Source organism: Nonomuraea sp. IBHARD001, assembly GCF_056106265.1.
In genome coordinates this window covers 868153-889495 of the sequence record NZ_JBWBBW010000002.1, presented here as the reverse complement: position 1 = coordinate 889495, position 21343 = coordinate 868153, and the positions used below count along the sequence as shown (strand labels likewise).

Annotated in this window: 28 protein-coding genes; 17 read left to right on the top strand and 11 right to left on the bottom strand. The window is 70.5% G+C overall.

Translation table 11 applies throughout. The features are described from left to right. Nucleotides 1-9 precede the first annotated feature (9 nt). From ACTWNK_RS06420 to ACTWNK_RS06390, 7 genes are all read left to right on the top strand, one after another. On the top strand, nucleotides 10-753 hold the full coding sequence (locus ACTWNK_RS06420) for an SDR family NAD(P)-dependent oxidoreductase (RefSeq protein ID WP_474302689.1): 744 nt from the start codon (nucleotides 10-12) through the stop codon (nucleotides 751-753). Continuing rightward, complete coding sequence (locus ACTWNK_RS06415) at nucleotides 750-1538, top strand: class I SAM-dependent methyltransferase (protein ID WP_474302687.1); 789 nt, start codon at nucleotides 750-752, stop codon at nucleotides 1536-1538. The genes ACTWNK_RS06420 and ACTWNK_RS06415 overlap by 4 nt, the downstream gene beginning before the upstream one ends. A gap of 63 nt (nucleotides 1539-1601) precedes the next feature. Then, a complete protein-coding gene (locus tag ACTWNK_RS06410; RefSeq protein WP_474302685.1) occupies nucleotides 1602-1958 on the top strand; it encodes a BlaI/MecI/CopY family transcriptional regulator in 357 nt (118 codons plus the stop codon). Then, complete coding sequence (locus ACTWNK_RS06405; RefSeq protein WP_474302683.1) at nucleotides 1955-2857, top strand: M56 family metallopeptidase; 903 nt, start codon at nucleotides 1955-1957, stop codon at nucleotides 2855-2857. Before ACTWNK_RS06410 ends, ACTWNK_RS06405 begins: the two co-directional genes overlap by 4 nt. A gap of 74 nt (nucleotides 2858-2931) precedes the next feature. Beyond that, entirely contained in the window at nucleotides 2932-3414 is a 483-nt protein-coding gene (locus tag ACTWNK_RS06400; protein WP_474302681.1) for a helix-turn-helix domain-containing protein, read from the top strand. 3 nt (nucleotides 3415-3417) lie between these two features. Continuing rightward, the gene (locus ACTWNK_RS06395) at nucleotides 3418-3825 is read left to right on the top strand and encodes a hypothetical protein (RefSeq protein WP_474302679.1); all 408 of its coding nucleotides are present in this window, start codon (nucleotides 3418-3420) and stop codon (nucleotides 3823-3825) included. A 139-nt stretch (nucleotides 3826-3964) separates the two neighbouring features. Continuing rightward, nucleotides 3965-4330: a DUF2516 family protein gene (locus ACTWNK_RS06390; RefSeq protein WP_474302677.1), complete on the top strand. Its 366-nt coding sequence runs from the start codon at nucleotides 3965-3967 to the stop codon at nucleotides 4328-4330. Nucleotides 4331-4339: 9 nt separating this feature from the next. On the opposite strand, the gene ACTWNK_RS06385 is transcribed toward ACTWNK_RS06390, so the two are convergent. Next, on the bottom strand, nucleotides 4340-4909 hold the full coding sequence (locus ACTWNK_RS06385) for an SGNH/GDSL hydrolase family protein (protein ID WP_474302675.1): 570 nt from the start codon (nucleotides 4907-4909) through the stop codon (nucleotides 4340-4342). Between ACTWNK_RS06385 and ACTWNK_RS06380 the strand changes: the two genes are divergently transcribed. Then, nucleotides 4902-5105 (top strand): hypothetical protein, encoded by a 204-nt coding sequence (locus tag ACTWNK_RS06380; protein ID WP_474302673.1) that lies wholly within the window; start codon nucleotides 4902-4904, stop codon nucleotides 5103-5105. The genes ACTWNK_RS06385 and ACTWNK_RS06380 overlap by 8 nt on opposite strands. Before the next feature lie 65 nt (nucleotides 5106-5170). Here ACTWNK_RS06380 and ACTWNK_RS06375 read toward each other — a convergent pair whose 3' ends face one another. After that, nucleotides 5171-6058, bottom strand: a complete 888-nt coding sequence (locus tag ACTWNK_RS06375) for a neutral zinc metallopeptidase (RefSeq protein ID WP_474302671.1) — start codon at nucleotides 6056-6058, stop codon at nucleotides 5171-5173. 50 nt (nucleotides 6059-6108) lie between these two features. Between ACTWNK_RS06375 and ACTWNK_RS06370 the strand changes: the two genes are divergently transcribed. After that, nucleotides 6109-7737, top strand: a complete 1629-nt coding sequence (locus ACTWNK_RS06370; protein ID WP_474302669.1) for a DUF2207 domain-containing protein — start codon at nucleotides 6109-6111, stop codon at nucleotides 7735-7737. Here the strand turns inward: ACTWNK_RS06370 and ACTWNK_RS06365 are convergent, their stop codons facing one another. Both ACTWNK_RS06365 and ACTWNK_RS06360 read right to left on the bottom strand, forming a co-directional pair. After that, nucleotides 7738-8358: a response regulator gene (locus tag ACTWNK_RS06365; protein ID WP_474302667.1), complete on the bottom strand. Its 621-nt coding sequence runs from the start codon at nucleotides 8356-8358 to the stop codon at nucleotides 7738-7740. Then, nucleotides 8355-9485 carry a sensor histidine kinase gene (locus ACTWNK_RS06360; protein ID WP_474302665.1) on the bottom strand — a complete coding sequence of 377 codons (1131 nt, stop codon included), beginning with the start codon at nucleotides 9483-9485 and terminating at the stop codon, nucleotides 8355-8357. Before ACTWNK_RS06360 ends, ACTWNK_RS06365 begins: the two co-directional genes overlap by 4 nt. 107 nt (nucleotides 9486-9592) lie before the next feature. Here ACTWNK_RS06360 and ACTWNK_RS06355 point away from each other — a divergent pair, with 107 nt between their 5' ends. The 3 genes from ACTWNK_RS06355 (at nucleotide 9593) to ACTWNK_RS06345 (ending at nucleotide 11906) form a co-directional block, all read left to right on the top strand. Next, the gene (locus tag ACTWNK_RS06355; RefSeq protein ID WP_474302663.1) at nucleotides 9593-10135 is read left to right on the top strand and encodes a GlcG/HbpS family heme-binding protein; all 543 of its coding nucleotides are present in this window, start codon (nucleotides 9593-9595) and stop codon (nucleotides 10133-10135) included. A gap of 99 nt (nucleotides 10136-10234) precedes the next feature. After that, the gene (locus ACTWNK_RS06350; protein ID WP_474302661.1) at nucleotides 10235-10822 is read left to right on the top strand and encodes an ankyrin repeat domain-containing protein; all 588 of its coding nucleotides are present in this window, start codon (nucleotides 10235-10237) and stop codon (nucleotides 10820-10822) included. A 238-nt stretch (nucleotides 10823-11060) separates the two neighbouring features. Continuing rightward, a complete protein-coding gene (locus tag ACTWNK_RS06345) occupies nucleotides 11061-11906 on the top strand; it encodes an NmrA family NAD(P)-binding protein (protein ID WP_474302659.1) in 846 nt (281 codons plus the stop codon). Nucleotides 11907-11919: 13 nt separating this feature from the next. Here the strand turns inward: ACTWNK_RS06345 and ACTWNK_RS06340 are convergent, their stop codons facing one another. Beyond that, nucleotides 11920-12846, bottom strand: coding sequence for an asparaginase (locus ACTWNK_RS06340; RefSeq protein ID WP_474302657.1), 927 nt, complete (start codon nucleotides 12844-12846; stop codon nucleotides 11920-11922). 81 nt (nucleotides 12847-12927) lie between these two features. Here ACTWNK_RS06340 and dtd point away from each other — a divergent pair, with 81 nt between their 5' ends. After that, a complete protein-coding gene (gene dtd / locus ACTWNK_RS06335; RefSeq protein ID WP_474302655.1) occupies nucleotides 12928-13353 on the top strand; it encodes a D-aminoacyl-tRNA deacylase in 426 nt (141 codons plus the stop codon). Here dtd and ACTWNK_RS06330 read toward each other — a convergent pair. From ACTWNK_RS06330 to ACTWNK_RS06315, 4 genes are all read right to left on the bottom strand, one after another. Continuing rightward, nucleotides 13309-13773, bottom strand: a complete 465-nt coding sequence (locus tag ACTWNK_RS06330; RefSeq protein ID WP_474302653.1) for a MarR family winged helix-turn-helix transcriptional regulator — start codon at nucleotides 13771-13773, stop codon at nucleotides 13309-13311. The two genes, dtd and ACTWNK_RS06330, sit on opposite strands and share 45 nt — an antisense overlap. 216 nt (nucleotides 13774-13989) lie before the next feature. Beyond that, the gene (gene ygfZ / locus ACTWNK_RS06325) at nucleotides 13990-14925 is read right to left on the bottom strand and encodes a CAF17-like 4Fe-4S cluster assembly/insertion protein YgfZ (protein WP_474302651.1); all 936 of its coding nucleotides are present in this window, start codon (nucleotides 14923-14925) and stop codon (nucleotides 13990-13992) included. 120 nt (nucleotides 14926-15045) lie between these two features. Beyond that, nucleotides 15046-15459: a Fur family transcriptional regulator gene (locus ACTWNK_RS06320; RefSeq protein WP_474302649.1), complete on the bottom strand. Its 414-nt coding sequence runs from the start codon at nucleotides 15457-15459 to the stop codon at nucleotides 15046-15048. 442 nt (nucleotides 15460-15901) lie between these two features. Further along, entirely contained in the window at nucleotides 15902-16273 is a 372-nt protein-coding gene (locus ACTWNK_RS06315) for a pentapeptide repeat-containing protein (RefSeq protein ID WP_474302647.1), read from the bottom strand. A 174-nt stretch (nucleotides 16274-16447) separates the two neighbouring features. Between ACTWNK_RS06315 and ACTWNK_RS06310 the strand changes: the two genes are divergently transcribed. After that, nucleotides 16448-18337: a CASTOR/POLLUX-related putative ion channel gene (locus tag ACTWNK_RS06310; protein WP_474302645.1), complete on the top strand. Its 1890-nt coding sequence runs from the start codon at nucleotides 16448-16450 to the stop codon at nucleotides 18335-18337. Nucleotides 18338-18390: 53 nt separating this feature from the next. On the opposite strand, the gene ACTWNK_RS06305 is transcribed toward ACTWNK_RS06310, so the two are convergent. Beyond that, nucleotides 18391-18687, bottom strand: coding sequence for a DUF2470 domain-containing protein (locus ACTWNK_RS06305; RefSeq protein WP_474302643.1), 297 nt, complete (start codon nucleotides 18685-18687; stop codon nucleotides 18391-18393). Between the two features lie 6 nt (nucleotides 18688-18693). Continuing rightward, nucleotides 18694-19182: a heme-binding beta-barrel domain-containing protein gene (locus tag ACTWNK_RS06300; protein WP_474302641.1), complete on the bottom strand. Its 489-nt coding sequence runs from the start codon at nucleotides 19180-19182 to the stop codon at nucleotides 18694-18696. Between the two features lie 105 nt (nucleotides 19183-19287). On the opposite strand from ACTWNK_RS06300, the gene ACTWNK_RS06295 reads away from it, so the two are divergent. From ACTWNK_RS06295 to ACTWNK_RS06285, 3 genes are all read left to right on the top strand, one after another. Continuing rightward, entirely contained in the window at nucleotides 19288-19521 is a 234-nt protein-coding gene (locus tag ACTWNK_RS06295; protein WP_474311153.1) for a hypothetical protein, read from the top strand. Further along, nucleotides 19497-19811, top strand: coding sequence for a GIDE domain-containing protein (locus ACTWNK_RS06290; protein WP_474310849.1), 315 nt, complete (start codon nucleotides 19497-19499; stop codon nucleotides 19809-19811). The genes ACTWNK_RS06295 and ACTWNK_RS06290 overlap by 25 nt, the downstream gene beginning before the upstream one ends. A 106-nt stretch (nucleotides 19812-19917) precedes the next feature. Then, nucleotides 19918-21333: a hypothetical protein gene (locus ACTWNK_RS06285; RefSeq protein WP_474302639.1), complete on the top strand. Its 1416-nt coding sequence runs from the start codon at nucleotides 19918-19920 to the stop codon at nucleotides 21331-21333. The last annotated feature ends 10 nt before the right edge of the window (nucleotides 21334-21343 follow it).

Here is a 21343-nt window from a genome sequence, read left to right as displayed (position 1 = left end):
GATGAGGGCATGAAGAAGACGGCTGTGGTGACCGGAGCGAGCAGTGGGATCGGCGCGGCCACCGCGCGACGGCTCGCCGCCGAAGGATATGACGTCGTGGCGGCGGCCCGTCGCCTGGACCGCCTGGAGAAGCTGGCCGCCGAGACGCCCGGGATCACCGCCGTCGCGCTCGACGTGACCTCGCAGGAGTCGGTCGACGCGCTCGCCGCCTCGCTCCCCCGGGTCGACGTGCTGGTCAACGACGCAGGCGGCGCCTTCGGCCTCGAACCCGTGGCCGAGGGCAGGCTTGAAGACTGGCAGCGGATGTACGACGTCAACGTGCTCGGCTCGCTGCGCATGACGCAGGCGCTGCTGCCGAAGCTCATCGCCTCGGGCGACGGCGTGCTGCTCATGCTGACCTCCGTCGCGGGCCTGGTGTCCTACGAGGGCGGAGGCGGCTACTGCGCGGCCAAGCACGCCCAGACGTCCATGACCGAGACCCTGCGCCTCGAACTCGTCGGCGAGCCCGTCCGCATCGTCGAGATCGCGCCCGGCATGGTGCACACCGAGGAGTTCTCGCTGACCCGATTCCGCGGCGACGCCGACCGGGCCGCGAGCATCTACGAGGGCGTGCCGGACCCGCTGACGGCCGACGACGTGGCCGACGCCATCGCCTGGTGCGTCACGCGCCCCGCGCACGTGAACATCGACAGGATGGTCATCCGCCCCCGCGCCCAGGCCGCCCAGCACAAGATCCACCGCGTCACGGCGTGAAACCCGTCGGGACGATCACCAGGGGCACCACTGGCCACAACCGCCTACGGCGCTCGGACCGCTGGGTCACCGGCACGCACGGCGCGCTGCTGCGCTCGGCGCACCGGCCCCTGGTGGTCGACCTGGGCTACGGCGCCTCGCACACCACGACGCTCGAACTCTTCGAGCGCCTGCGTGCGGTCAACCCCGCCGTCGAGGTCGTCGGCATCGAGATCGACCCCGCCCGCGTCGCCCTGGCCAGGCCGTACGAGCGCGAAGGGCTCAGCTTCAGGCTCGGCGGCTTCGAACTGCCCGTGGAGCGCCCGCCCACCCTCGTGCGCGCGTTCAACGTCCTGCGCCAGTACGGCGAGGCCGAGGCGTGGCGGCGCTGGGAGGAGCTCACCGCGAAGCTCGCGCCGGGCGGGATCCTCGTCGAGGGCACGTGCTCGGAGGTCGGCCACCGTGCCGTCTGGGCCGCGCTCACCGCCGAAGGGCCGCGCACGCTCACCCTCTCGGCGCGCTTCGACGCCTTCGACCGGCCTTCCGACCTGGCCGACCGGCTGCCCAAGACGCTCATCCACCGCAATGTGCCCGGGGAACGGGTGCACGCGTTCCTGCGCGACTTCGACCGGGCGTGGGCCGCCGCCGCGCCCTACGGCGCGCACGGCCGCCGCCAGCGCTGGCTGGCCGCCGTCCAGGCCCTCGGCACCGCGTGGCCGATCCCGCCCCACGCCCCGTACGGCGGGCGGCGGCGCTGGCGGCTCGGGGAGGTCACGCTGCCGTGGGCGGCCGTCGCCCCCAGGTGAGACCCAGTGAGATACGTCTCCCCCGATCGCAGCTCGACAGGTCGTAGTACTACGCTGATGAGTGTGAAGGGTCTTGGCGAGCTTGAACGCAGCATCATGGACATCCTGTGGGCCGAAAGCGGCCCCCTGACGGCCCGAGAGGTCGGCAGGCTGATCGCCGAGCGCGACCTGGCCCCCACCACCGTGATGACCGTCCTGGACCGGCTCACCCGAAAAGGCTTCCTGGAGCGCACCCGCGACGGCAGGGCGTGGAGATACCAACCGGCGGAAAGCCGCGACTCCTACGTCGCCGACCTTATGCTTGAGGCGCTCGGTATGACCGGCGACCGATCGGCCGCCCTGACCCGCTTCGCCCAGGCTGTTTCCGGCCCCGAGGCGGAGATCCTGCGCAAAGCGCTCACGGAGCTGGAGGAAGAGTGATCACGGCGGCGGCGTTGGCAGCGCTCGCCGCGGCGTGCGCAGTGGGCGCATGGCGATTCACCACGGCCCGGTGGACCTCGCGCTCCCCGCGTGTGGCGATCGCCCTGTGGCAGGCGCTCGGCGTCACCTGGGGCCTGGCCAGCACGGGCGCCCTGCTCGCCTATGCCCTGCAGCCCTACGACAGGGGCGTTCTGCACGGCGTCTTCGCCTTCGCCGAGGGGCGCTCGCCCGTCGAGCCCTACGACCTGCCGCACCTGCTGGCGCTGATCGCTGGGCTCACGCTGTTCGCGGTGCTCGTGGTGGTGCTGCTGACCGCGGGCTTCCAGACGCTGCGGGCCAGGCGCAGGCATCGCATGGTGCTGGCGCTCATCGCACGTGACGACGCGGCCGTGCCGGGCGTGCGGGTGCTCGACCATCCCGGCGCCGCCGCGTACTGCGTGCCCGGCTGGCACTCGCAGGTCGTGGTGAGCGCGGGTGCGATGGAGCTGCTGTCGCAGGACGAGCTGGCCGCCGTGCTGGCGCACGAGGCCGCGCACGTGCGCGAGCGCCACGACCTGGTGCTGCTGCCCTTCGCGGCGCTGCGCAGGGCGCTTCCCTGGTCGAAGGTGGTGCGTGAGGCGCAGACCCAGGTGGAGCTGCTGGTGGAGATGGCGGCCGACGACAGGGCCATGCGGTTCTGCTCGCCGCGCAGGCTGGCCACGGCGCTGCTGCGCTTCGGCACGGCCGGTGCGGTGCCCGCGCCGCACGGCATGCTCGGGCTGCACTCGGGCGTCATGGCCAGGGTCGACCGGCTGATCAAACCGGCGCCCGATCTGCCGCGCAGGCTGCGTTACGGCTTCGTCGTGCTGACTGTGACGTTGGCCACGTCGGCGCCGCTCCTGTGGACGATTCCCCTCTGACCTCGCCTTTCTGCCGCTAGCTCCTGCTAGCCATCCGTTTGCAATTGCAAGCACCGATGGGGCAGACTGAGGGCATGGCACTACCGAAGGTCGGCTCGATCGGCGAATACATCCGCGAGCAGCGCACGCAGGCGAAGATCTCGCTGCGTCAGCTCGCGACGGCGGCCGGGGTCTCCAACCCCTACCTGAGCCAGATCGAGCGTGGCCTGCGCAAGCCGAGCGCGGAGATCCTCAACCAGATCGCCAAGGGTCTGCACATCTCCGCACAGGCGCTCTACGTGCAGGCCGGGCTGATGGAGGACCGCGAGGCGCCCAGCGATGTCGAGACGGCGATCAGGGCCGACACGACGATCTCCGAGCGACAGCGCCAGGTGCTGATCGACATCTACGAGTCGTTCCGCAAGGAAAACCGCGCCGAGGACGGGCAGACCTCCCAGAAAACCCGTCCCCAGCACGACCCCGAGTCACCGCTGCCCGAGGATTACGTCGCCGCGCTCGAACCGTTCGCGGCGACCTCGGGCAACGGTCAGGTCACTCAGGAAACCAAGGAAGGTTAACCCATGACGCTCGCCACCGAGGTCAAGAAGCTCACCGAGTCCAAGCCCTTCTACGCCGTCGCGGGCGCCGGCGACTTCGCCGTCGAGAAGCTGCGCGAGCTGCCCGAGCAGCTGCAGAAGCTCCAGTCGCGCCGCACCGAGATCGCCAAGGACCTGCCGGAGAAGGCCAAGGCCTACCGCAGCCTGGCCGAGGGCATCGCCAAGGAGTTCCCCGAGAAGGCCAAGGACTACGCCGACCAGCTGTCGGCCAAGGCCGTCGAGGTCTACGAGGACTTCGCCACCCGCGGCCGCAAGGTCGTCAGCCAGGTCAGCGGCGAGGCCGCGCTGGAGCTCGAAGAGGTCTCCGTCGCCGCCGAGCCCCCGGTCGCGACCCCGGTCAAGAAGAGCACCCGCACGACCCCCAAGGCCTGACATCCGGTCTCCCACGCGGGCTCGCACCCCTTGCCGGGTGCGAGCCCGCGGGTCTTTCGGCTCCCCGCGCGAGGGAGGGGCACATTAGGCTGGGGCGGACCTCGCGAACCACAGCCTCGCGACACAGGGCGGAGCGCACATGAGCATCATCAACGGCGGACTGAATCTGGTCTTCCTGATCCTGTCCGTCATCGTTCTCGTCATGGCCGCGCGTTCCCTCGTCCACGCGCTGCGCACCCCCGCCGCGGCCTTCGCGGCTGCGGGCAAGCTCAACAAGAACCTCTGGCTGCTCTTCCTCGGGCTGTCCACGCTGTTCTCGCTGGGCTCGGCCTGGAGCAACCTGGTGTTCGTGCTGGCGGCGGGCGGCGCGGTCTTCGCCGGGCTGGACATGTTCGGCATCTTCACCATCGCCGCCGTCATCGCCACCGCGATCTACTGGGTGGACGTCAAGCCCGCGGTGAGCCAGTTCAAGGGCGGCAACAACGGCCCCTACGGCCCCTGGTAGGCCCGGCCCTCACGCCTTGGCCGCCAGGGCCTCGGCGAGCCATCTGGCCAGCCGGTCGTGGCCCACGTGCGTCGGGTGCACCCCGTCGGGCAGCACGACGTCTGAGCGCCTGCCGTCGATCCAGCGGTGCTTGAGCGGGTCGAGGAAGGTGATCTCGTCGCGGGCCGCGGTCTCGGCCAAAGCGTCACGCACGGCGTAGGCCTTGGGCGGCGCCTTCTCCAGCCAGATCGGCCCGACCATGACCAGCCTGGCCGCCGGCCACAGCGCCCGCACGCTCCAGATCAGCTTGGCCGCCGCCTGACGTACGCGCTGGGTGCTCCAGCGTCTGTCGTTGTGGCCGCCCGAGATGACGACAAGGTCGGGTGCGGGCCGCCAGGCGAGCTCCTCCTCGAACGACTCCTGGAAGGTACGGCCGACCCGGCCGGGGTTGACGAAGCCGGTGCCGCCCGCTCCCGCCACGACCGGCTGCCAGCCGAGCAGTCTGGCCGTCTCGGTCGCGTAGCTCTCCCAGGTGGGCACCGGGCCGGACCCCATGGTGAAGCTGTCGCCGACGAACATCACGACGGGCGGCTTGGGCACGACCTTCTGCGCGACCGGGCGCGGCGCCACCGGCGGCGGGCCTGAGCATCCCGATATGGCATGGCAAATCGCCACAATCAGCGCGGAGAGCGTGATCAACGGGCGATTCTTGACGCCGCGCATGACCACCTCGCGGTTGTTCCGGGCTGCCGACACGATCGCCGATCCCTCGCACACGGGCGGCGGGATCGGCTGAGCAAGTCGGCATTCTATCCAGGCGACGGCCGCCAGCCTGCCGATCACGAAGTTCCGCCGAAGCGCTCAGGAGACCTCGCGCGCCGGGGCCGTCCACGTCACACACGTGCCGGGAGTGCCGGAGTCGAACCCCCTGGCCAGCCAGCCCGCATAGCTCTCCCCCGAGCCGTGGTCGCGCTCGGCGGCCGGGCGCGTGTCCTGCCCTCTGGCCTGCGAGTCCTCCAGCATCGAACGCCACTGGGCCCCGTCCAGCGGCAGCGAGTCGCGCACGGCCCTCAGATAGACGCCCGCCAGGCACTGCGCCTGCAGCTCCACCCGGCGCGTGACGTCGTTGGGGTCGCCCGAGTCCGAGCGGCGCTCCCATGCCACCGACAGGATCCCGGCCTGGTCCTGCACATGATGGCCGTACTCGTGGGCCAGCACCCTGCCGTAGATGCCGAACAACGACACCGGCGCGAAGCCGGAGGCCCGCACGACGTCCGCCGTGCCCACGTACATCCCGTTGTTGGCCGGGCAGTAGAAGGCCGACGAGCCGGACGCGGGGAAGTCGCCGCACGGACTGCGGCCCGGCCGGTCCCAGAACACGCGGTCCGGCCGGTCGAAGGCCAGGCGCGCCGCGGCGAACCCGGCCTGCCACGAGGTGTCCAGGCAGTCGGTCAGCGCGCTCATGAAGGCCGCCATCGACGCGGTGTCGTCCTCGGCGATGCCGGGCGCCCGGCAGCCGTAGCCCGCCAGCGCGCCGAGACCGTAAACCCGGTTGCGGTCGAGGATCGCGGGCACGCCGATGCCGGGGCGCGCCGCATCCTCTGCTGTCGAGCCCCCAGCCGATGTGACGTGCGACCCCGCGACCACGGTCCGTGACCTGGTCAGCACCGAGCACACCACCACGATCAGCACGATGACCGCGGCGAGCACGCCCAGCGGCGCGACCCACGGCGTCGTCCGCCGAATCACTGCATCCCCCGGCCCGATTCCTACCCAGGATGTCGCTAGGCTCCCCTGTCATGACGGTGGGATCTTGGGTTCGTACGGCCGCCGCGGTGATGGCCGCGGCCACCCTGCTGACCTCCGCCCCGGCCCACGCCGCCGCGGGCCGGGTCACCAGCGAGACGATCGAGCTGGAGCTGAAGCGCGGAGGCGTGCTGCACGTCAAGCAGAGCGTCACCTTCGAAGGTGGCCCGATCGTGCGCGACCTGGTCACGCGCACGCGCTACGACGACGCCAACGACCGGCTGTACCGCCTGTCCGGCTTCAAGGGCGACGGCAGGCTCACCGAGAGCACGCTGACACTCGAAGGCAAGCCGACGGCGACGTTCGAGTACGACGTCACCGGCGCGGTCACGCCGTCCGGCGGCCTTGAGGAGCTGCGCTGGTTCGCGGGCGGCGGCTGGAACGCCCCCGTCACCACCAGCACGGTCAAGGTGACGGGCCCAGCCCTCCTGCAGCACCTGTCGTGCTTCGCGGGCGCACCCGCATCGGCGATCGGCTGCACGTCCGGCTCGATGGACCACACGGGCACACTGGCGGAGTTCGAGCAGCAGGGGCTGGGCGCGGGCCAGCTGCTGACCGTCGTCGTCGGCTACCCGGCCGGGGCGAGCGGCGGCAAGCCGGTGCTGGAGCGGCGCTTCGAGCTGGCCAGCGCGTTCACCGTCAACGCGGTCACCGGCGGCGCGCTCGCCGGCCTGCTGGTGCTCATGCTCGGCGGCATCGGCCTGCTGTACTGGACACGCGGTCGCGACGCCCGCGTCGTCGGCCACGAGTCGGGCGCGGTCAACCCGCTGCAGAACGGCGTCTTCACCCCGCCCGACGGAGTACGGCCCGGCCAGATCGGCACGCTGGTCGACGAGCAGGCCGACGTCGTCGACGTCACCGCCACCATCGTCGACCTGGCCGTACGCGGCTACCTGCGCATCGACGAGCAGCCCCGCCAGGCCTACGACGCCCCCGACTGGACACTCGTCAGACTGCCCGAAGCGCCGCTCGACGCCCTCCTGCCCTACGAGCGGGCGCTGTACGACGCCGTGTTCGAAGGGCGTGAGGCCGTGCTGCTGTCGCAGCTGTCGGGCTCGTTCGCCAAGAACCTCGGCAAGGTGCGCGACGCCCTCTACGACGACGTCGTCAGGCAGGGCTGGTTCGCCAGGCGGCCCGACACCGTGCGCGGGCGCTGGACGACGCTCGGCGTGGTGCTGAGCGTGCTCGGCGTCGCGGCCACGGTGGCGCTGGCGTGGTTCACGACCTACGGGCTGATCGGCCTGGCGCTGATCATCGCGGGAGCGGCGCTGGCGGTCGGCGGGCAGTACATGCCGGCCAAGACCGGCAAGGGCGCCGCCGCGCTCGCCCACACGCTGGGCTTCCGGCAGTTCCTGCTGTCCGGCGATCTCGGCAGCGTGCCCGAGCAGCACAGGGTCGAGCTGTTCTCCCGCTACCTGCCGTACGCGGTCATCTTCGACGGCGTCGAGCACTGGTCGCGTACGGTGGCCTCGATGACGGGCAACGGGCAGCAGGCCGACCATCTGTACTGGTACCACGGGCCCGCCGAGTGGGACCTGTCGAAGTTCGCCGGGTCGATGCGCACGTTCACCACGACCACGTCGGGCGCGATCTCCTCGACACGGCAGCTCAGGTCGCTGTAGTCACAGCCGGATCAGGCCGCGTTCGACGGCCGCCGTGACCGCCGCCGTGCGCGTCTCCACACCGAGCTTGCCGTACACGTGCACGAGGTGGGTCTTCACGGTCGCCTCCGTGATGAAGAGCGATCTGGCGATCTCCTTGTTGCCCGCGCCTCTGGCCAGCAGTTCGAGGATCTCGATCTCGCGTGCGGTCAGGGCCGGTCCCGGGTCGCGCATGCGGCGCATCATCCGGGTGGCCACCCTGGGCGACAGGGCGGTCTCGCCCCTGGCCGCGGCCCTGATCGCCTGGAAGAGCTCCTCGGGCGGGCAGGCCTTGAGCACGTAGCCGGTGGCGCCCGCGTCGATGGCGCGCACGATGTCGGCGTCGGTCTCGTAGGTGGTCAGCACCAGCACCTGCGGCGCACCCGGCAGCGCCCGCACCTTGCGCGTGGTGTCGACCCCGTCGGGGCCGTCGCCGAGTTGCAGGTCCATGAGCACCACGTCGGGCTCGCGCAGGGCGATGCCCCTGACGGCCTCCTCGGCGCTCGCCGCCTCGCCGACGATCTCCATGTCGGGCTCGCCGCCGACCAGGGCCGCGATGCCCGCCCTGACCACGGGATGGTCGTCCACCAGGAACAGTTTCACGACGGCACCCTCGCAGCCACGGCCGTGCCCTCGCCGGGCACGCTCTCCACCACCAGCGTGCCACCCACCTCGGCCAGGCGGTCACGCATCCCCCTCAGGCCGTAGCCGCGCCCGGCCTTGCGCGAGACGTCCTGGTCGAAACCGACGCCGTCGTCGAACACGTCGAGCGTCACCTCGCCCTCCAGATACGACAGTGTGAGGATGACCCGGCCCGCCGCCGCGTGCTCACGCGTGTTGGCCAGGGCGCCCTGCGCGACCCTGAGCAGCACGGCCTCCTTGTCGGCGGGCAGCGGGTACGGCTCGCCCGCCAGACGGAACTCCAGGTCGCCCTCCAGCGCGGCGAGCGCCTCGGGCAGCGATCGCTCGCGTAGATCGGCGGGGCCGAGGTCGCGGACGAACCTGCGGGCCTCGTCGAGGTTGTCGCCCGCCGCCCTGGTGGCCTGCCTGACGTACTCCCTGGCCAGGGCCGGGTCGGTGCTCCAGGCTCGGTCGGCGGCCTGCAGCAGCATGCGCTGGCTGGTCAGGCCCTGGGCCAGCGTGTCGTGGATCTCCCTGGACAGCCGCTCGCGCTCCTGGAGGATCGCCGCCCCGCGCAGCTCCCAGAAGATGACCACGGTCATCGCGGCCACCGCGATCGGCCCCAGCACCAGGCTCGGGTCGAACCTGTCCGACAGGTGCACCTGGGCGACGATCACCGCGAGTGTGAGCACGGCCGCCGCCACCACCGTCCAGCGCAGCGACAGCACCCGAAGGCACACGAACAGCAGCGGAATGGCGCACCAGCTGAACGACGGCGCCAGCCACACCAGCACCAGCCACACCGCGACCACCACGACGAGCCACCCGAGCCGGGCCCTGCCGAGCCTGCGCCAGAGCACCACCCCCACTCCGTACACGACGGCCAGCACGCCGCTCAGCGCCAGCGAGAGCACGGTCTGGGCGTCCATCTCGTGCCTGACGACCAGCCGCGAGGCCGAGGCGGCCAGCAGCAGGAAGAACCCGGCGTGCATCGCGCCGTTCAACCACGCCCGCTCCACGTCCTCGCCTCCGCTCCTGGTCCTGATTCGCCCGAACGTACCCGGGACACGTCCTCCGGGCGTCAACCGATCGGTTGACCCCTCGCTCAACCGATTCTCCCCCTCGCACTCCTCCGCACTCCCGATGGCAGCCGGTCGCGGCGGCGGCAGGCTGGTGGACATCGAGTACGACACCCCCGATGACCTGGAGACACCCCATGAACCTGCGCCTTCGCACCGCCGCCACCGCCGTCGCCGCTCTCGCCGTCGTCGGCGCACTCGGCGCGGCCGGAGCCGGCACGGCCACCGCCCAGACCGCGCAGAGCAACCGCAACGCCCCGGCCGTCGCCGAGACCAGGACGCTCACCGCCGACGCCGCACTCAAGATCGCCGACGCCGTGCAGAAGGAGGCGGCCAAGGAGAAGCAGCGCGTCACCGTCGTGATCGTCGACCGCTCCGGCGCCACCCGCCTGGTGCTCAAGGGCGACGGCTCCGGCCCGCAGACCGAGGAGTCGGCCAAGCGCAAGGCGTTCACCGCCGTGTCGTTCGGCAAGGCCACCAGCGAACTCGCCAAGGGCGCCACCGGCGACGGGCCCACCATCGCCGACATCCCCGGCACCCTGTTCCTCGGCGGCGGCGTGCCCGTCGCCTCGGGCGGCGCCCCGATCGCGGGCATCGGCGTCGGCGGCGCGCCCAGCGGCGACATCGACGAGCGCCTGGCCCAGGCCGGTCTGAAGGCGGTCGCGGGGCAGCTCGGCTGAAGGGAGCCCGCTCCGGTGAGCCAGTTGCGCTCACCAGGGGTTCCACCCCGTCCGCGCGTGACTCCACCTCCTCTCCCACGGCATGAAAGGATCACGAGCGTGCTGCTAGACGAACAACTGCTCACGGCCGCTGCCGTAGGAGACGCCGCCGCCGTGCGCGAAGCCGTCACCGAGGGCGCGAACCTGGAGGCGCGCGACGCCAAACGGCGCACCGCGCTCCTGCTCGCCGTCGCCGCCGACCATGTGGAGGTCGCCCAGATCCTGGTGGCGGCCGGGGCCGATCCCGACGCGCTGGACTTCCAGCACGACACGCCCTGGCTGGTGACCGGCGTGACCGGCAGTGTGGAGATGCTCCGCGCGCTGCTTCCCGCACGTCCGGACCTGACGATCCGCAACCGCTACGGCGGCGTGTCGATCATCCCCGCCTCCGAGCGCGGCCATGTGGACTACGTGCGCGAGGTGCTCAGGACGGGCATCGACGTCAACCATGTCAACGACCTCGGCTGGACCGCCCTGCTGGAGGCCGTCATCCTCGGCGACGGCTCGGCGCCCTACCGGGAGATCGTCAGGCTGCTGCTGGCCGGTGGGGCCGACCCGCGTCTGGCCGACAAGGAAGGCGTCACCGCACTCGAACACGCCCAGGCCAAGGGCCAGCAGGAGATCGTGGCCCTGCTCCGCGCCGCCTGACCTCCTTCTCCGCGTACGGCGGGCACCCGGGTGACGGGGCTCGCCGTACTTTTTTGTTTGCCCAGGTCAGGGCGTTGTGCGTCATGGCGTTTTCGCAGGTCAGCGCCATACGTGAACATGATGTTCGCGTTTGCGGCGCCCAGGGCGGCTGAGGCAGGATGACCGGGCTTCCCATCGACAGCCCTGCTCAGGGCTGATTTCGCCATGCCCTGAGGACCCCGCAGAGGAGAACTCCGTCATGATCCTTGTCACCGGCGCCACCGGAACCGTCGGCCGCAGCCTGGTCAGACAGCTCGCCGAAGCCGGACATCCCGTACGGGCGCTGACCCGCGATCCGGGCTCGGCCGCCGCGGCACGGCTGCCCGAAGGCGTCGAGGTCGTCGGAGGCGACTTCGCCGACCCCGACTCGCTCGTCCCCGCCCTGCGCGGCGTCGAACGGCTTCATCTCGTCTCGGTCGAAGGGGGGACGCTCGCGAACGGCGGGCGCATTCTCGATCTGGCCCGGCGTGCGGGCGTCCGGCGCCTGACCCATCTCGGGCACAACGACCCGAGCCGGCCGGACGACGACCCGTTCGAGGCGCCGCACCGGGCTCTGCACCGCCTCATCGAAGGCGCCGGGATGGAGTGGACGCACATCTTTCCCGGCGAGTTCATGGCCAACACCCTCGACTGGGCGCCCTCGATCCGGGCCCACCGCGTCGTACGCGCGCCGTTCGCCGGTTGGACGTCGGCCATGGTGCACGAGGACGACATCGCCGCCGTGGCCATGGCCGCCCTGCTCACCGACGGACACGCCGGACGCGTCCACGCCCCCACGGGTCCCGAGCCCGTGCGCCGCGCCGACGCGGTCAGGCTGATCGGCGAGGCGATCGGGGAGCCGGTCGAGTACGTCGAGCTGACGGCCGCGCAGGCCCGCGCGGAGTGGAAGGACCTCTATCCGGAGGAGGTCGTGGAGTGGTTCCTCGGCATGGGCGACGACTTCTCCACCGAACCGCCGATCGCACCCGACGTGCTCGACGTCACCGGACGGCCGGGGCTGACCTTCGCCCGGTGGGCGCGAGACCACGCCGACGACTTCCGGTAGAGCCGTCCGGCCGTCATGCCCTGGCGCGTAGCCGTACCTCGCCCACCGGGCGACCGCCGCCCAGCAGGGGCACGGTCGCCAGGGTGTCGAGTTCGGGGGCGTCGAGGCCGAGTGCGCGCAGCGCCGACACCGTGACCGGGGTCCTGGCCCGATAGGCGCCGTCCTCGATCTTGACGGTTCCGGCCCTGCCGTCGGCGTGCGCGAACGCGTCGAAGCCCTCGGCCCCGACCTTCACCATCAGGCCTGGCACGGCCCGCATGAGCTTGGCCTCGGGGCGGGTCGTGCCCGACGTCCACTCCGGGTAGGCGGTCATCGCCTCGAAGATACGGCGCTCGGGCGAACCGGCCACCCCGGCTGGAAAGGCGCGAAAGCCTCGGGTGACGCCGACCATCGAGACGAAGAACAGCGGCGCCCCGCACCCGTCGACCCCCGTCGCGGCCACGCGCTCGCCGGTCAACTCCTCCACGCACTGCCTGATCGCACGTTGCAAGGGATGCGCCGGGTCGAGGTAGGTGTCGGTCGGCCAGTCGTTGCGCACACACGTGGCCAGCATGGCGGCGTGCTTGCCCGAACAGTTCATGAAGATCCGCCCGCGCTCCGACACCGCCCGGTCCTCCGGGTAGTCCTCCGGGCACTGCAGCGCCGTCTCCTCCAGGCCCGCCGCCTCCAGGATCTTCCTGACGCCGTCGGCGTGGAAGCTCTCGCCCGCGTGGGAGGCGCAGGCCAGGGCCAGCAGTTCGTCACGCAGGTCGAGCCCCGCCCGTACCATGGCCAGCGCCTGCAGCGGCTTCAGCGACGAACGCGGCGAGACCAGCGCGTCCACGACGCCGTGCGACCTGACCACCGTGCCGTCGCCCGCCACGGCCAGCATCCTGGCCAGATGGGTCGACTCCACGAACCCCGACCGTACGACCTCGACCACCAGCGCCTGCTCAGCCATCTCACGGCCCCCTTCCGGCCACGAGTCTACGGACGGCCGCACGGGCGATCGCGACCGCCCGGCATGGGAGAATCGTCGCTCATGCGAGCGGTCGTACAGCGAGTGAGTTCCGCGTCCGTCGTGGTCGACGGGGTGAGCGTCGGCGCGATCGACGAGCCAGGCCTGATGGTCCTCGTCGGCGTCACCCACACCGACACGGAGTCCGAGTCGCGCAGGCTCGCCGCCAAGCTCTGGGGCCTGCGCATCCTGCACGGCGAGAAGTCCTGCTCCGACGTCGGCGCGCCCCTGCTGGTCATCAGCCAGTTCACCCTGTACGGCGACACGCGCAAGGGACGCCGTCCGACCTGGGTGGCCGCCGCGCCCGGTCCGGTCGCCGAGCCTCTGGTGGAGTCGGTGATCGCCGAACTCCGGTCGCTCGGGGCGCATGTCGAGACCGGGCGCTTCGGCGCCGACATGAAGGTGTCACTGCTGAACGACGGGCCGATCACCCTGGTGATCGACGTCTGAGGTCCCCTGCCCGCGCACATTGGCGAGGATCGTGTGCAGCGTCGCCTTGAGCCGGGCGAGCTCCTCGGGCGTCAGGCCTTCGGTGATCCTCGCTTCCAGCACGGCGCGGTCGTCGAGGAGTGGCTCGCGCAGGGCCTTTCCGGCCGAGGTCAGGTAGATGCGGACCAGGCGCTGGTCGGCCTGGTCACGTCGTCTGATGACCAGGCCAGCCGCCGTCATCCTGGTGATCATCTTCACCACGGTCGGGGTGGTGACGTTGAGCTTGACCGCGAGCTCACCCGGTGTACGGCCCTCCTGCTCCCAGAGGGCGCCGAGCACGAGGTTCTGCCCGAGATGCAGGCCGTGCTTGCGCACGGACTCCTCGGCCAGGGCACGTAACGCCTTGTGGGTCACGGTCATCAGATCGAGGATCTCAGTCACGCGATCAGGATAGCTTCCCGGCTAATGATGTGCCGGCTAGCGTTCGTCCGCCCTGGGCTTACCTCACGTGCGACGTGGCGGTGAGGGCCGGAGTCGGCTGGAGGGGCGTGCTGGACGGGGGCCCGCCCCCGGACCGCGGTGGCCCGGGGGTGGCTTGCCGTACTGGGCCTGCTTGCTGGGCCTGTTTACTGGGCCTGCCGTACTGGGCCTGGAGGGTCAGCGGATGCGGCGGCGCAGGGCCGGGTCGATGGCGACGTTGCGGCCGGCGTCCGGGGGGACGATGACCTCCTGGGAGGCGGCCACGCCGTCGGCCAGGAGGGTGGCGTCGACCGGGACGGTGCGCTTGACGACGGCCAGCGCGATCGGGCCGAGCTCGTGGTGGCGGGAGGCCGAGCCGACCTGGCCCACCACGTCGCCGTCGAGGGTGACCGGCGTGCCGTGCTTGGGCAGCGTGTCGACACTGCCGTCCAGGTGCAGGAACACCAGGCGGCGGGGCGGGTGCCCGAGGTTGTGGACCCGCGCGACCGTCTCCTGGCCCCGGTAGCAGCCCTTCGACAGGTGTACGGCGGCGCCGATCCACCCGATCTCATGCGGAATCGTCTTGTGGTCGGTCTCGAAGCCGAGTCTCGGCCGATGCCCCTCGATGCGCAACGCCTCGTACGCCCACAGGCCGGCCAGCGGCTTGCCGAGATGGGCGGCGAGCTCCTCACGCGGCACCAGGAAGTCCTCGTCGGCCGACGACAGTACGGCGAGGTCGGTCAGCGACACCTCCACGCGCAGCATGAACCGCATCCTGTCGAGGTAGTCCACCAGCGCCGCCGCCGCGCCCGGCTCGACATGGGCGAGGACGGCCTCGCCGTCGTCGACGAGCGTCAGGTGGTGCTCCACCCGGCCCTGCAGATCGAGGATCAGTGTCTGCGTCCACACGCCAGGCGCGAGGTTGTCGAGCTTCTGCGAGGTGAGGTCGTTGAGCCATTTCAGGCGGTCCGCCCCTGCGATCCGGACGACCTCCCGGTTGCTCCTGTCGACGACGGCCTCGTCCTTGAGCAGGGCACGCTGCTCGGCGAACAGATCGCCGTAGTGGGCCGCGACATCGGAGTCCGGGGCGTCGGCCGCGACGGCCCCGGGGAGATCGAGCAGAGGGCTACGCATACCCCCCAGGCTATCCCCCGCCCATCCCGTTTCCGCACCAGGCCGGTGCCGGAGCTTCATTCGCGGTGGCTTGAGCCGCGGGCGCCCGAGCCGCGTTGCGGGCTTGGTGGCCCGCCCAGGTCAGTGGCAGTTGCGGCAGCGGCCGAACACGGTCAGGTGGTGCACGTCGGCCGTGAAGCCGATCTCGTTCCGGAGGCCGTCGACCAGGCCCGCGACCAGCTCGGGGCGTACCTCGCTGATCTCGTTGCAGCCGCGGCAGACCAGGTGGACGTGGTCGGCCTCGCTGGCGAGATGGTAGGTCGGGGCGCCGTGGCCGAGATGCGTGTGGGTGACCATGCCCAGCTCTTCGAGGAGCTCAAGCGTGCGGTACACGGTGGAGATGTTGACGCCGCGCGCGGTCTCGCGGACTTTGCCGCAGATCTCCTCGGGCGTCGCATGCTCCAGGGCCTTGACCGCTTCGAGGACAAGCTGGCGCTGGGGGGTCACACGGTAGCCCTTGGCCCTGAGCTCCTCGTGCCACGACGTCTCGGTCATGCCCTGAGTCTACGGGCCGCAAATATTCGCTTGCCGCTTTCGAAGGGGGTCGCATAGCTTGAAAGCACGCCGAAAGGAGGTGGTCCGAACAATGGTTGATCATAGTTGGACTAGCGAGGTGGCTGTCCGCTGACCGAGCGGACTCCGGGCCACTAAGTCTGGACGTCTCGCGCCGTTCGGCGTAAACCGAGACAACCACCGGGACCCCGGGTTGCTGGAGGGTGGGACACGATCCCATCCATGGTCCATCCAGCCCGCTTCTTGCGAGAGGCGGAGCCAGCCCGGGGTTCTTCCATGCCTGGGGCTTTCATGCCGGGGCTTGTGCGGGCTTTTTTGCGGGGCTCCGCGCCGAGGATCTTCTGTGCTGGGGTTCTTCCTGCCGTGGTTCTCCCTGCCGGAATCTTTCCTCGTCGCCTCGCTGCCTCGCTGCCTCGCTGCCTCGCTACCGGAATCTCATGTACGCCTGAGGCTTCATGTACCGCAGCGCCTGAGTGTCTTCCGTGTGCCAGGGGCCTCCGCGCCCCGAAAGCCTTCGGCTGCCCGGCGTTCCGCCGAGCTGACGTTCCCTCGTGTCGGCATTCCTCGTGTCGGCGTTCCTCGTGTCGGCGTCCCTCGTGTCGGCGTCCCTCGTGTCGGCGTCCCTCGTGTCGGCGTCCCTCGTGTCGGCGTCCCTCGTGTCGGCGTCCCTCGTGTCGGCGTCCCTCGTGTCGGCGTCCCTCGTGTCGGCGTCCCTCGTGTCGACGTCCCGTTGAACCCGCCCGGCCGCGAGCTTCCCCCGCGCCCGCCCCACCACGCCAGCAAGCTCCACCCTCACCCCCACCCCACACGAACCCCCTCGCATCCCGAAAAATCACCCCCCGCCCCCGCATGTCCCCCCGCACCCCACAGACACGTAAATATTGCTCTAAGTAAGCCAAGTTGACGCTCTGTGCATGAATAATCCCAGGTCAGGGCAAGTAAGCATCACCAACTGACATCGGGGGTGATCATGCATACGGCTACACTGCGTCAACGGCTGCGCTATTGGTTCGACAACACCATGGCCAGGGGCACGCCCGCCCTGATCACCTGGCTTGCCGTGATCTCGCTTGTCGTCGTGGTGATCCTGAGCGCGCTCATCGTGCTGGCGACGCCCGACTCGGAGAAGCGCACCTCGTTCGGCACGACTGTGCAGGAGATCTGGCGCAACACCGTCGACACGTTCGGCCTGGGCAGCGGCACCGAGACCAGGCCCATGCTCGTCGTCCTCACGATTTTGCTGGCCGCGGTGGGCATCTTCTTCGCCAGCACGCTCATCGGTCTGCTCACCGCCGGGGTGAGCGCCAAGATCATGGACCTGCGCAAGGGCAGGTCGGTCGTGCTCGAACGCGACCACACGGTGATCCTCGGCTGGTCCGACGAGGTGTTCACCGTCATCGCCGAACTCGTCGAGGCCAACTCCAGCCGAGGCAGAAGTGCGATCGCCATCCTGGCCGACCGGGATCGCACCGAGATGGAGGACGAGATCCGCGACAAGCTCGGCGGCACCGGCAAAACGCGTGTGATCTGCCGTACGGGCGACCCCGAGGACATCGCCGACGTCACCATCGTCAACCCGCAGACCGCACGGTCGATCATCGTGCTGAGCCCGCCGGGACCGACCCCAGACCAGCAGGTCATCAAGACGCTGCTCGCGGTGACCAACGCCCCCGACAGGCGTCCCGCGCCGTATCACATCGTGACCGCCGTGCACGACACCAAGAACCACGCCGCCGCATTGCTCGCGGGTGACGGCGAGGCCGAGGTGATCAACGCCGACGAGATCGCCGCCAGGGTCATCGTGCAGACGTGCCGCCAGTCGGGCCTTTCGGTCGTCTACAGCGACCTGCTCGACTTCGCCGGGGACGAGATCTACATCGCCAAGGCGCCGCAGCTGACGGGACTGTCGTTCGGGGAGGCGCTGTTCAGGTTCGGCCGTTCGGTGCTGATCGGCCTGCAGCGGCCGGACGGCACGGTGGCGCTCAAGCCGCCGATGATGTCGCAGATCGGCCCTTCGGACCAGGTCATCGTCATCGCCGCGGACGACGACAAGATCGACATGGTCGACGAGCCCACGCCGTTCGACGAGTCGGCGATCGCCCCGCTCACCGTCACGCCCGCGGTCCCCGAGTCCGCGCTCGTCCTGAGCTGGAACAGGCGGGGGCCGGCCATCCTGCGCGAACTCGACTCCTACGTCGCGCCGGGCTCGGTCGTCGACGTGGTGGCACGCGACGTCGACCTGGCCTCGGTCATCGAGCGGGTGTCGGAGGAGTCGCGCAACATGACGATCCACTTCACCCACGGCGACTGCACCGACCGGGACGTCCTGGAGGCGCTGAAGCCCTCGACGTACGCCCACATCATCGTGCTCTGCCCCGACGAGGTGCCGGGGCAGGAGGCCGACGCCAGGACGCTGGTCACCCTGTTGCACCTGCGCGACATGCAGGCCAGGAGCAACGAGCGCTTCCCGATCGTGTCGGAGATGGCCGACGACAGGAACAGGCGGCTCGCCCAGATCACCAAGGCCGACGACTTCATCGTCAGCAACAAGCTGATCAGCCTGCTGCAGACCCAGCTCGCCGAGAACCGGCATCTGGCGGGTGTGTTCACCGACCTGTTCGACCCCGAGGGCGCCGAGATCTACCTGCGTCCCGCGATCGACTACGTCGCCCTGGGCCGGGAGATCAACTTCGCCACCGTCGTGGAGGCGGGCCAGCGCAGGGAGGAGGTCGCGATCGGCTATCGGATCGCGGCCCAGGCCAACGAGGCGCCGACCTTCGGCGTCGTGCTCAACCCGGCCAAGGACGACACCACGACGTTCGCACTCGGCGACAAGATCATCGTCCTGGCCGAGGAATAGCCGCCGAGGAATAGCCGCCGAGGAGCCGAGGAACAGCTCCCAGGGGCGAGCCGCTAGTGCTCTCCCCTGGGGGAGACGCCGAGCTTGGCGCAGGCGTCGTTGTACAGGCGGACGACCGCCTTCCTGACCTGGGCCCGCTCGGTCAGCGTCTCCCCCCAGGGCACGCGCACCCGCTCCCCCGCGTCGATCGTGAACTCGATCGCCTCGGCGTCGACGTCGCTCGTCGTCGCGGTGGTCGCGTCGGGGCGCTCGCCCAGCGCGCGGACGATGAGGAGGGCGTCGTCGCCGTGGTCGTCGTTCATGTGGCGCTTGATGGCCTCGACGACGTCAGAGGTGAAGGGGTTGCTCATAGCTGGTCAGGATACTTTCTTGAGCTCGCCCGACATGTGGGAGGTCAGCGGCTGCCCGACGGCGGCCATGTCGTAGGCCCACATGAGGTTGCCGTTGACCAGGCCGTAGAGGCGACTGCCTGCGGAGTACTCCTTGGAGGTGGCCGTGCGCGCCACCACGTCGGTCTGCAGTTCGATCTTGCGGAATACGACCTCGCCGACGTAGATCTCGACGATGCCGGTGGGATGGGCGAGCACCACCTCCAGCTGACGCTCGGGAAGCGCGCGCCAGAAGCCGGTCTCGGTGGCCAGGGGCCTGACCGGCTCGCCCTCCTCGCTGAGCAGCCAGGTGCGGCTGGTGTAGGTGAGGAACGGCTTGCCGTTGTGCCCGAACTCGATCTCCTGGCCGAAGTTGAAGCTCTCCATCGTCGGGTACCCGCCCACGCCCGCGCCCTCCCAGCGGCCCAGCAGGAAGGCGATCTGCTCAAGGTTCGGATGTAGCTCTGGTGCGTCCATGGCATCCGAGCCTAGATGCTCGGCCGGGAATTACCCGGCTGCGGCCCGCAACCGCCAGGCCGGTCCGGACATATCGGATTTTGGGGCTTGAACGAGGTGCGGGCCATGACGGTGATCAGGATCCTGCTGCCGGTCGTGGGAGCCGCGCTCGTGGTCCGGGCCCTGTACGAGTGGCACAGGCGGCGGGTCATGGCCGCCACCCCGACGATCGGCGCGGGCGACGTGACCCATGTGGCCGACGGCAAAACCAGGATCGAGGTCGCCGGAGAGGCGCTCGCCGGACCCTCCGGCCTGCTGATCGCCCCGCTGAGCGGCTGGAGAGCGGCAGCGGCACGCTGACCGAGAAGGCGCGCGCGATCGGCATCACCACACTCGGCCGGGGTCGGGGCAGCACGACGGGCAACAGGTTCCACGAGTGGGTCCTGCGCGAGGGCACGCCGCTCTACACTCTCGGCACCGCGACCCAGGTCCACGACATTCCGGCCATCCGTAAACCCTTCGTCTTGTCGACCAAGTCGGAGGAGGCCGTCGCGCACACCTCGTTCACCACCTCGCTGATCACCGCCGCGGTCGGCGCGCTGGTGCTGGTGGGCACGCTGACCTGGTGGATTCTGAGCCCGGTCGCCTGAAAGGCGGCTCGCCACCGCCGGGCGATCCGCCGTCGCCGCCCGGCGTAGTGCTGTTACTCTCCGTGATCTCTCTATAAGGATCACAGAGAATCGGGGGATCTTCCGAATGATCCAGCTCTGGAAGAGCACGGCACTGTCCCTGCTTTTCCTCGTCGTAGCCCCTCAGGTGAGCATGCTGCAGGTCAGGGAGGCCGCGCTGTCGGTCAGGGTCACCGACAACAGGACGTACGTCGCCCCTGACACCACCGCCACGTACACCGTGACCGTGAGCAACGACGGCGACGAGGAGGCGAACGGGGTCGTCGCCGACCTCACGGTGGGCGCCGGTCTGACGTTCGAGTCGTGCTCCGACTCCTGCACCGGCAGTGGCACCCGGGGCGTCTGGCCCACGTTCGACCTGGCCGCGGGGGCCAAGCGGGTCTTCACCATGAAGGCCAAGGTGCCCAAGGCCGCCACGCCCGGCACCAAGTACGAGTCCACCGCGACGGCCGACGCGCCCGGCACGATCGCCAATGCCACCGACGAGAGCTTCGTCGGCCAGGCGCAGCTGTCGGTGAGCAAGACCGACGGCGTCCAGGACGCGTTGCGCGGCGACACCGTCACCTACACGATCGTCGCGAGCAACCCCGGCACGCTGCCGATCGACGAGGTCCTGCTGTCCGACGACATCGCGGCCGGCCCCGAGTTCGCATCGGCCGACCGCGACGGCGTGTTCGACCCGGTGGACAAGACCGTCCGCTGGGCACCGTTCGACCTGCAGCCGGGCGCCAAGGAGGAGTTCAGCGTCACCGCGAACGTGCCGCTGACGGCGGCGTCCGGCCAGGTGCTGAAGAACACCGCCAGCGCGACGGGCGGCGGCCTGAGCGACACTGCCGTCGACGAGACGCTGGTGACCATCGCGACCGGCATCGCCCTGACCAAGAGCGACGACCGCGACGACGCCCAGCCTGGCGAGGAGCTCACCTACACCATCACCGTCCGCAACACCGGCGAGCTGGACGAACCCACGGTCAAGCTGGTCGACACGTTCGGCGAGCGGCTCGACCTGGTCTCGCTCCCCACCGGCGGCACCTATGCCGACCGGGCGGTGACCTGGCCCGACTTCCCCCTGAGCGCGGGCGCGTCGCGCTCGTTCACGGTCGTCGCGCGGATCCTGAAGGACGGCGAGGTGGACAAGGTGGACAACGTCGTCGTGGCGACGACGAGCAAGGGCACCAAGAGCAGGGCGCAGGACAGCACGCTGGTCCTGTCGCCGCCCCAGGCCAAGGCGGGCGCCCCGGCGGCGCCACCGGCCGCGGGCGACGAGGCCGTCGCCGCCCCGCCCGCCGCGTCGCCGGGCGCCACCCCACCCTCCACACCGGCGCCGACGCCCACACCCGGCAAGGAGCGCGCCGAGCGGCCGTCGGGCGGGCTGCCGTTCACGGGGGCCAACGTGCTGCCGTTCGCCGGCGCCGCCGTCCTGCTGCTGGGGATCGGCGCGGTCGTGCTGACCACCCTTCGCCGCCGCCGCGACAACGGCTGAGCCGGGCCGG